We start from the raw sequence: 10945 nt of genomic DNA on the forward strand, positions 1-10945 counted from the left end.
CCATCATAGTCATCCTACTGTATAGCAAAATGGTGAAGTCTCTATTATATAGAAATTCAATTATTCAGAAAGACAGTCCTAAAGCTTTTAAAGCTTCCTCACATTGAGCTGCATTTTCAAATTGAATTCCAGTAATACCAACAGCGTTTGCGCCCATAACATTACACGGCATGTCATCTATAAATACGGTTTCCGAAGCATCTAATCTATGCTGCATAAGTAATGATTGATAGATTTCTGCTTGAGGTTTGAGTAGCCCTAACTCCGCAGACACTATCGCTCCGTAAAATAAAGGCCAAAACGTGTATGTAGACTTAAGATGGGAAACAATTTCGTGAACATTATCTGTTAACGCATAAACGTTGTAACCTGCTAACTTAACACGCTGCAGAAGATCAACAGAGCCGAAAATAAGGATTTGTGTTTGTTTGACGTAGTAAAATAAGCGCTCACATTCCAAGTGTGATAAATTAAGAAACTGCTGATACTGCGCTTTAGCATCAGATTCTGAAATTAAACCTTTATTTAAATCGAGCCAAGTTTCAGACTGAAAAATAGCCTTAACCAATACCTCAGGAGCTTTAACCTCACCAAATGTGAGCTTCACGATTTCCAAAGGAGTCCAACGGACAATCACGTTACCAATATCAAAGACTACATTTCTAATGCTTCCTGAGCTCATAGTTTCTCCTTTCACAGGTCTAATTCGCACTTCTTTTTAGTGACAGGAAATATATAACCATTCTCTTCTAACACTAATTAATTCATAAAACTGGGAGCTGTGTTTAACAACCGCTATCAAACCTCAACATTGATAGAATTAACATCTACCACCACTACGAAAATGTCGTTATTATTAACTTTGTAATTTAATAAAAAACGAAAAAACACACTCCTCAATAGGAAAGACGAATACATAAAATTAAAACAGAATAAATTATAGGAACTATCGTAATTTCATGTATTTATAATAAAAGTTTAAAATTAAAGAATTATCGATATAACAATCAATAATGTTTTTGTATATTATAGTTTACATACTATAAAATTTAATTTTCCTGAAAAACTTGCCATAATTCCACACGTTCTCCCAATCTTGATTCGCAACACATGGCATTAATGTGTTGCATATAGGCTTCCTATAAAGTCGTTGGGAAGAAGGAGTTTATATTTATATCAGGAACGAAAAATGAACCAAAAACGTCAATTAAGCTGGAAAATAGCAGCTATTCTAGGTACCGCTTTCGGCTTTACAGCGCATGCTGCAGAAATGGTAAAAGTGGATAATGATACATTGCTACAACAAAGTATCCTCGCTCAATCGAATAGTGTCGCCCCACTAGAATTAGGTTTTTCTGAAGTAAAGCGGGTAGTGTTGCCCAATGGAAAAACAAAAGTCCGTTACCAACAAACACACTTAGGTTTACCCGTTTTTGATACCTCGGTTGTGGCAACACTCTCTAAAAACCAGCCTACTAAAGTCTTCGGTTCAATGGCGCAAGGAATCAGTGGTGACCTATCAAGCATCACTCCCAAACTGAATAAAAAGCAAGCTATTGCCGCTGCACTTTCAGCTCATAAAACCTTGGTAGTCGATAACATTTCTGTTGAAAACAAAAATGCAAAACTGATGGTGAGACTAGATGAGAACCAAATCGCTCAGATGGTTTACTTGGTCGACTTCTTCGTCGCCTCCGATCACCCTGAGCGCCCTTTTTACTTCATTGATGCGATCACTGGAGAAGTCCTCCAAAAATGGGACGGATTAAACCATGCCAAAGCTCTGGGAACAGGTCCAGGTGGCAACATAAAAACGGCTCGATATGAATATGGAAGTGACTTTACGGGATTTTCCATAGACAAAACGGGCACCACTTGTACTTTGGAAAACTCCGCGGTTAAAACGGTCAACTTAAATAACGGAACCTCTGGTAACTCGGCATTCAGTTACAACTGTAGCGACAGCACCAATTACAATGACTATAAATACGTTAACGGCGCCTACTCACCTCTTAACGACGCTCATTATTTCGGTAATGTTGTATTTGATATGTACAAAGATTGGATGAACACGTCTCCCTTAACTTTCCAGCTTACCATGAGAGTGCACTACGGTTCTGATTACGAAAATGCTTTTTGGAACGGTACATCAATGACATTTGGGGATGGTAAAAATACCTTCTATCCGTTAGTCGATATCAACGTGAGTGCCCACGAAGTCAGTCACGGCTTTACTGAACAGAACTCTGGCTTGGTATATAAAAATATGTCGGGAGGGATTAACGAAGCGTTCTCAGACATTGCAGGCGAAGCTGCTGAATACTATCTGCGTGGAAATGTTGACTGGGTTGTCGGTAGCGATATCTTCAAATCAGAAGGTGGGCTACGTTACTTTGATCAACCGTCAAAAGATGGCCGATCTATAGATCACGCTTCTCAATACTACGATGGTTTGAACGTTCATTTATCTAGCGGGGTTTATAACCGTGCCTTTTACCTGTTAGCGAACAAATCTGGCTGGGATGTGCGTAAGGGCTTCGAGGTATTTACGGTTGCAAACCAACTTTATTGGACGGCAAACAGTACCTTTGACGCTGGGGCTTGTGGTGTTGCAAAAGCCGCCGCAGACATGGGTTACGAAGTTTCAGATGTTGAAGCCGCTTTTAGTACTGTCGGTGTCAATGCAAGTTGTGGAACGACGCCTCCAACTGGCAATATCTTAACCAAAGGCACTCCGATTGCGAACCTAAGCGGGAGCCAAAACTCTCAAACCTTCTATACTTTCACCGTTGAGTCAGCATCAAACGTAACAGTTTCAATGTCTGGTGGTTCAGGCGACGCGGATCTTTACGTTAAATCGGGAAGCAAGCCGACGACTTCAAGTTACGACTGCCGCCCTTACCGTCCAGGAAACACAGAACAGTGTAATGTGATTGCACAACCTGATGTAACGTATCATGTGTTATTGCGTGGGTACTCGAACTATTCTGGCCTAACATTGCGTTTAGATTGAGGTTAAAACGTACCGTTGAAGGTCGCAACCAATAACAAAGCCTACTCACATGAGTAGGCTTCATTGCTTATTAAGCAGTTAGATTTATCTAGAGACTTGGTACTTAAATCCAAGACCAACAACAGTCAGTATGTATAAGCGTTGCCGTGCGCTTATAAACATAAAAGGGTTAGCCAAGCGCTAGCCCTTTTTCTTATCTGAATTATACAAGCCAACAGATACCCTCATACCTAAGCGCGCTCTAAATCCCTACAAACCCAGGATATACAGTTAATAATTTTGTTAATTAACTAATGATTGGTTTATAAATTTGGATATGGCAAGTCAGCACTCACTTAATATTTTATAAATTGTTTAAATTGAGATCCTGTGCTGAACAACGGAATAAAATAAGTTGTCTAACTTTTAAACACATTCACCTTGCTGATAGGTTAATCCTTATAGGGCAAATGCTCTATTAATGATAAAAATTAAAATAAGGATTATTTATGAGACCATCTATTTCTATCAGTATGGTGCTTGCAACGACAGTGGTTGGCTTCCAGTCCTATGCAAACAATATCGACACAATAGACGCACGCTCTCTTTCAGAGAGCTCCTCAGCACAAAAGCAATCTTTGGCGTTGCAAATCAGCGAGCGTTATTCCGATCTTGAGCTTTCTTTAAAGGCTCAAATTTCACAAAAGAGTCTATCCACACCAATAGACAAACTGAACTCTTCTCAGCCCTACTCCGCATTCTCTAACAAGATGCAGAAAGCGGATCTTGGCTATCGCAAGATGAAAGGGATCAATAATTTCAGTGACTCTGTGTTAGAGATTCGCATGGCTGATAAAGCAATGATTGAAGCTTGGAAGAATGGCGAAAACCCGCTGTTTGCATTTGAACCATCAGGCGATGATTCGAATTGGCAATACATTGAAGCGTATGACGTGTACGGACAAGTTCATCAATTAGACGTGTACCAAATGCCAAACGTTCCTGTGTTTGTCGTTGATAGCAATGGTGCTGAAGAACTCAAAGCAGGCCTAATGGCGATGCAGGCCGAGATGAACAAGCTGGGTACTGCAACCCAAATCAATTCTGGCTCCAAAAACACTGGCGATAATGAAGACAGTAAAGGGAGTAAAAACAGTAAGTTCCAAAAACAAACGTTTATGGGCAAAGCTAAACGCTCAATGACGATGTCGGAACCTGAGCCGTTGAACACCACGCAGTTAACGAAAATCCATTTGGCTGTCGACCAAGAACCGTGGATCTCTGGCAAAGCTGAAATCTATGCTATCGTCACTGGGGTCGATTCGAGTCGTGTAGAACCACAGATTGATCTCGTTGAGATGCCTTATCTGGATTACGACAAGCAGACCTACTACCCAAATCAAACCGTTATCTTCTGGCCTCGTTACCGTTGGGGAGCAGCAGACATGATTTTGATGGAGCACGATGACGGCACCGACTACAAAGAGCTAGCAAAACTGCTGGTTGAAGCCGCAGAAGAGATACTGAAAATGATTCCTGATCCTGAAGTTCAAGGGTATGCGATCATCCCTCAGATCACTGGCAAGATTATCGATGTGATTCCTGATGGTGTACTCGTGAATGACGATGACTTCGTTGACGTATTCTACACTTTGATGCAAAACACTTCTTATGTTGATCATCCTGGCGCTGGCGGGAATGCTGTCGCGTCGTTCGCACCTGTAATAATTTCACCAACAGAATAATACTTTTTCACGTTGAGGCCTTCATTGTCGTAGCCTTAATGAGTTATTAACTTACACTTCAGCGTATATGCCCTATGTAAATATACATTCGGTATATACGCTTTCTTACCCAGTAAATAGACAAATAAAAAAGGCCCCCAAAAGAGCCTTTCTATTCTGAACTGTTAAATTATTTTATTTTAAAATTCTTCTTCGAGCGTTGGCTCATCCTTAGCTTCTGTTTGCTTCTCCTTGATTTCAACTTCTTTCAAACGAGCAGTAAAGTGTCTTAATACTGTTGGCTCATAGGTAAAATCTAAGCCTTTTACTTGCCCACCATTCCCTTTCACTTTTTCAAACGCTTCAATGATGAAATCCATGTGGGTTTGTGTGTATGTCGCTCTAGGAATGGTAAGACGCAGTAACTCAGCTGGACATGGGTGTTGCTCTCCAGTAGCCGGATCACGTCCTTGCAATAATGAACCAATTTCAACCGCTCTTATGCCCGCCACCTTGTACAACTCGCACGCCAAAGCATGAGCTGGGAACTGACTAGCCGGAATATGAGGGAGCAGTTTACCCGCATCGACAAACGCCGCATGACCGCCCGCTTGCTGACACACCACACCTATCGCTTCCAAGCCATCAACCAGGTATTGGACCTGACCGATGCGATACTCCAACCAATCTTGACGCATTCCATCATACAGGCCAACAGCAAGACGCTCCATCGCGCCACCTTCTAAGCCCCCATAGGTTGGGAAACCTTCTTGAACCACACACAGTGTTCGACATTCTGTGTAAACATCCATGAAGGAATCATCTTTGAAGCATAACAAGCCACCCATTTGTACCATGGCATCTTTCTTGGCAGACATGGCTAAACCATCTGCATATTTGTATGATTCACGTGTGATCTGTTCAATTGTCCAATCTTGATAACCCGCTTCGCGCTGTTGAATAAAGTAAGCATTTTCAGCGTAGCGCGCAGAGTCCATGATCACGGGAATGTCGTACTTTTGAGCGATTTCATAAACGGCTTTTAGATTGGCGATAGACACTGGCTGTCCACCCGCAGAGTTGCAGGTAATTGTGCTTACAATGTATGGAACGTTTGCTGCGCCCGCATCTAAGATAGCTTCTTCCAACTTCACTACATCGAAATTGCCTTTGAAATCAGCATTAACCGAGGTATCAAATGCTTCCTTGGTGTAAACGTTTTTCGCGACACAGCAATTTACCTGGGTGTGACCCTGGGTGGTGTCAAAGAAGTAGTTAGATAAAGCGACCATTTTACCGCGATCAAGCCCTTTCTCCATTTCACGCTTCTTGATAAGAACAGGAATGTAAATCTGTTCTGCGCCACGCCCTTGGTGTGTTGGAATAGTCAGCTCGTAGCCGAAAATATCTTTCACCGCATTCGACAATGCATAGTAACTGCGACTGCCGCTGTAAGCTTCATCACCCATCAACATTGCAGCTTGCATGCGTTGTGTTATTGAACCCGTACCGCTATCGGTCAGCAAATCGATGAACACATCATCACTGTCGAGCAAAAATGGGTTCATACCCGCTTCGACAATGGCTTGTTCACGATAGGCGCGAGTTGTTCTTTTTACTGGCTCTACAACGCGAATACGAAACGGTTCTGGTAGATGTTTGAAGTTTTCCATAATAGTCCCTTTCAACAAATTCAGCCTTAAAGCGAAAAATCTGAATTCATTATTTTAGATGTCACGAGTCATCACCATTAATTTAGTTTTACGCACGATCACTCTCGTGATAATTACGATAAAAATTAATAGCTAGAAATAGATTATTTAATCAATGATGTATTGATTAGGTTCCAATTAATAATAACTAAAAGATAAAGAACCACATGCACAAAACACAAAGAGCGAACGCATGAGTTACGACATTTCTTTAAGACAAAATTAACAGGATTGGGCAAAGCTCAAGGCTCTGCTGGCGCGTGACGCCTAGAGAATACTACTCTGAAGAAAGGTGGAACGAGAGCTGATGATCTAAGGTATACCAAGCTAACAAGGTTAGCCATGTTGTTGATTGCCATTTCAGGTACATGTTCACAATATATCCCTACGTTGAAATCAAGATGAACCGAACGTTAAATATAGTATGATTCTTTTATAAAGACAGATTAAAAAAGTATAAATGTGATCAACCTTTAGAATAGTAATAAAATACGATAACGCATTATATAAACTGTGAATGCCATCGGCTCATATACTATTAAACTAGTTCGGAGAGCTAAATAATAATATATACTCCCCTATACATTCAATAACCTATAGTAAACTCCGGATGCTACTGAACTCTAACAAGAATGCGAATTAATAAAGCGCAAGCACCTCGCTAGAACGTCATTGTAAATTCAGTCCTTGGTTACTTTTTCTTAACCGCTTGCTTGATTGCCATTTCAGCCAATTTTGGTGTCGCTGCTTTCAATGCGCTTGGTGCCACCTTCTTACCGGCATTTACCGCTTGATTCAGTTGACCTTTGACCGATCTCCCTCTTTTGATTGCTTCTAAACGCTGGCGATTTCTCTGAACATTGTTCGCATCGGCTATGCCTTCGATTAGCGTTCGCTTCAGAGCCTCTAATCCAAACTCCACCTTTTCTGGCGCGATAGCGAGTGGCAATACGATATCGGTTTGCAACAACATATGGTTATATTCGAGTGCTTGAGCGATGGTTTTAGCTTTTGTCGATGTAGGATTGCCCAAATCATAAGGAGGCTGCCAGTCATTAACCGGTTTTAATCTATCCACTTGATTCACCACCGATATTACAATAGGTTTCTTACGAGAAATGTTTTTAGGGTCGTCATAGAAAGCATCAAATTTATCTTTCAATTGCTTATCCAATTCACGTGCAGACTGATTGGCTTTAAGCACCCATAGCACAACATCTGCTTGAGTCATCTCCTTAAGCATCAGGACTTCGGTTTTGGCGTTACCATCCAACCCCTGAAGGTCAACAACTCTAACATCATTGTCGTCCACAAACGCGTTGTAGACTGTTGAAGCATCTGTTGATGGTAGAACATCAACTTCGGCGACCAACTCTTGTTTAAGTGCATTAATCAGTGAGGATTTCCCCGAGCTTGTTTGACCCACCAGCACAATTCTTACGGGTTCTAATTCTGGAGCAAAACGCTGTTCGTCCAGTTCAGAAACCTCCGATGTTCTTAATGCTTCATCTTCAATGCTGAAGCGTCCGCTATAAAGATCAATTGCCACGGCTGCAACCTCATCTAACAAGGCTTGTTTTGCAGCATACTGCATATCATCGACCACACCTTTGGTCATTGACGATGTCGCTTGCTCTCGGCCTAAATCCGAAACGACTTTCAAAGGGTTCAGGTACAAATTTTTAAGGTGATTTCCCCAGATAGCCGCTTTGACGATCTTCAGCCCTAGCTCGCCATATCGATCATAGGCTTCGTATCCCGCTTTAATATAGGAGACCTTCAGGTACTCAATACCCGGTATATGCTCCCGCACCACCAATTTGTATCTCCGACTGACTTCTTCAAAAAGCTTTAGCCCTTCGGGAATTGAAAAATCGAGTGGTTTTTTATCAAACTTTTCAGCGACGAATTCAAGTATCTCTAAACCAGTTTGATCGAGATTACCCCACTCTACATCGACCATTAATTGTTGGCGTACATAGTGTTTTGATTCATTCCAGATCGACAACTCCTTTTGAGACCAATCAAGAGAAGCCTTAACCAACGCATCGTTAATATCAATATTGTCATGCTTTATCTCTGATTCAGAATCCCCCATGCCATTTTGCTCAGTATTTGAGGGAGACTTGTGAATGACAGACTGTCTATACAAAGCTTGACGTGAAGAACGACTAGAAACATATAAAGGAATAGTAAAAAACAAAGTGCTCACAACAATGACAATCGACATTTCCAGTAAGTAACCGTATTTAATCGCCAAGAAAATACCAAAGCCCATCATAATAATACTTGGGAGTACGGCCGAAATCAGAGCAATACCCCAGCGTCCACTCGATAAAACGGCCAGTAATCGAAATAGGTTTCTAATTTTCTTCATAACCCGATGCTGCCTTACCTTTCTTCAGGGATTCTTTGTAGATCTTTTGCATCTATTGTTCAGAGACTTCTTCGCCTTTGTTTTTATGATAGAAGTAAAAACAAGCCGCTCGACCTAAACCATAACTGGTGCCAAAACTCATAGCTGCAGCAGCAACGGCTCCAACCGTCTGACCATAAACCGGAATCAGCTTTATCAATTGTCGAGAGCCCAGCTTCATTCCATATTGCAAAGCAAAGCTACTTCCCAACGTACCTATCAACTCACTGAATACTCTCTTGTTCCATTCAACTCCATACTGGTTCGCCAAACTATGAAGCATTTTTGCTTGAATCGCAGGCACGGACACTAAGCCAACACCCGGAATCAAATCACTGGTCGCAGCACTTCCCGCGTACCAAAGTACCTCATTTTCTACTTGGTCGAAGTTGGCCTCTTCTTGCGTGGAATGCTCTTTGTCGACCACCATCATTCCGACAACAGGCAGGATATTCGCCAACTGTTCAATCAAGGCATCATAATTGTAGATTAAGCCAATGTTGTTGCTCGAGTCATCAGTTTCGAAATCGACCGATATCGATTCAAAGCCCTTCCCCCAAACCCTTTCCACTTGATTGGAATTAAATTGAACTTGTCTTGCGCGGTCTGTTTCACTGGAACAAAGTACTGCTGTATGAACAAGCAACAAGTGCTTAATTTTCTTTTGCTTCTTAATCTGTTTCAAAGCAGCAAACACAGCAGACTGTTCTGGCTCATCGGCTTTCATCACAACCACCAGCGCGTTACCAGCCAGACCTATCTCTTCCAGATCGTCTTTCGGATCGTAATCTGCCTCACCCAGACCTCTGGTATCAAGAAACCGCATCACAGGTTTGTCCTGAGGAAACTCATAAGACATCGCCGTCATGGTACATGGCGCAAAACCATTGCCCACTTCAACCGAAGAATCACCCGTGACTGCTTGAATAAACGATGATTTACCAGCGCCCGTTTTTCCCAACAGCCATAATGTCGGCAGATGCTTACGCTGATATTCATGGGCCGGAGTCAAATCGGGATTTTTGCTCGGATTAATGAAGTCTTTTATTTGATCAAACATAGTTAGGCTAACTCTCACTTGTTTTGAGATTCGGGTTGGTGACAAAGCGCTAGGACTTATATAATCACTCTATCGCATTACACTTAAGTTGATACATTCATGCTAATTTACAATGTTTAGGCGCTAACCAGATATAAGAACCCATTCTATACAGGCGATCGTTTTTGGATGCACGGTTCTATCACGCATTAAAGTATACTCTAATCTATTGATATAATTGAAGCTTAGTAGCCTAGACCATCAATTAGCCATGAACAGTGGTCAACTAACAGTTATAAATAGTCGCTAGCGACCACGAACAAACACTAAGAGTTCAAAGAGAAGTATGGAACAGATTTATTTAGCTGGCGGTTGCTTATGGGGTGTACAGGAGTTTATCAAGTATGTGCCCGGCGTGATCAGCACAGAAGCAGGTCGTGCAAATGGCAGCTCCCAGCCAACAGAGAACAAAACATCAAAAAGAGATAACGCCCAAAACGCTTATGATGGCTACGCAGAGTGTGTGCAGATTGAATTTGACCCGAGCATCACGTCAGTCACAATTCTGATGGAACATCTGTTCGAGATCATTGACCCTTACAGCGTCAATAAACAAGGTGTCGATGTGGGCGAAAAGTATCGCACCGGTGTTTACAGCACCGACGCTCAACACTTAGCGGAAGCCAAGCGCTACATTGCATCTCGTGGTGACGCAGGCCAAATCGTGATCGAAATACTACCGTTAACCAAATACATCGCCAGTGACGATATCCACCAGCATCACCTAAGTCACTTTCCTGAAGATCATCACTTATGTCATATCCCTTGGGATCTGCTGCATAAATACAAATCCTAGCTTTGAGATTAAGTTTAGTTTAGATCGCTACTTTATCTTTTGTCTTCTAGCTTAAAAAGTACCCATCAAAAAAACCTCAACAATTATATATTGTTGAGGTTTTCGTTTTTTCCAGCTAATTCATCGAATCATGATCCATACTACTAACACTTATACTAGCTAGTGCAGTTACATAAAAACAAGATATCCAAACAAGCTAGGTAACA

6 protein-coding genes and 1 pseudogene are annotated in these 10945 nt (G+C 41.7%); 3 read left to right on the top strand and 4 right to left on the bottom strand.

The features are described 5' to 3' along the window. Nucleotides 1-64: 64 nt before the first annotated feature. Nucleotides 65-682 (bottom strand): HAD family phosphatase, encoded by a 618-nt coding sequence (locus tag ACED48_RS03090; protein ID WP_017055211.1) that lies wholly within the window; start codon nucleotides 680-682, stop codon nucleotides 65-67. Between the two features lie 507 nt (nucleotides 683-1189). Between ACED48_RS03090 and ACED48_RS03095 the strand changes: the two genes are divergently transcribed. Next, entirely contained in the window at nucleotides 1190-3013 is a 1824-nt protein-coding gene (locus ACED48_RS03095; protein ID WP_017055210.1) for a M4 family metallopeptidase, read from the top strand. Between the two features lie 488 nt (nucleotides 3014-3501). After that, nucleotides 3502-4737 (top strand): DUF3103 domain-containing protein, encoded by a 1236-nt coding sequence (locus ACED48_RS03100; RefSeq protein ID WP_017055209.1) that lies wholly within the window; start codon nucleotides 3502-3504, stop codon nucleotides 4735-4737. A gap of 179 nt (nucleotides 4738-4916) precedes the next feature. Here ACED48_RS03100 and tnaA read toward each other — a convergent pair whose 3' ends face one another. From tnaA to ACED48_RS03115, 3 genes and pseudogenes are all read right to left on the bottom strand, one after another. Then, nucleotides 4917-6389: a tryptophanase gene (gene tnaA / locus ACED48_RS03105; protein ID WP_017055208.1), complete on the bottom strand. Its 1473-nt coding sequence runs from the start codon at nucleotides 6387-6389 to the stop codon at nucleotides 4917-4919. A gap of 730 nt (nucleotides 6390-7119) precedes the next feature. Beyond that, nucleotides 7120-8805 (bottom strand): GTPase family protein, encoded by a 1686-nt coding sequence (locus tag ACED48_RS03110; RefSeq protein WP_017055207.1) that lies wholly within the window; start codon nucleotides 8803-8805, stop codon nucleotides 7120-7122. Then, nucleotides 8792-9904 (bottom strand): annotated as a pseudogene (locus ACED48_RS03115) (YcjF family protein). The gene ACED48_RS03110 and the pseudogene ACED48_RS03115 overlap by 14 nt, the downstream one beginning before the upstream one ends. Nucleotides 9905-10229: 325 nt before the next feature. On the opposite strand from ACED48_RS03115, the gene ACED48_RS03120 reads away from it, so the two are divergent. After that, nucleotides 10230-10739 carry a peptide-methionine (S)-S-oxide reductase gene (locus tag ACED48_RS03120; RefSeq protein ID WP_017055205.1) on the top strand — a complete coding sequence of 170 codons (510 nt, stop codon included), beginning with the start codon at nucleotides 10230-10232 and terminating at the stop codon, nucleotides 10737-10739. The last annotated feature ends 206 nt before the right edge of the window (nucleotides 10740-10945 follow it).

It is taken from the genome of Vibrio sp. 5S239 (assembly GCF_041439575.1).
Classification (GTDB): Bacteria; Pseudomonadota; Gammaproteobacteria; order Enterobacterales; family Vibrionaceae; genus Vibrio; species Vibrio kanaloae.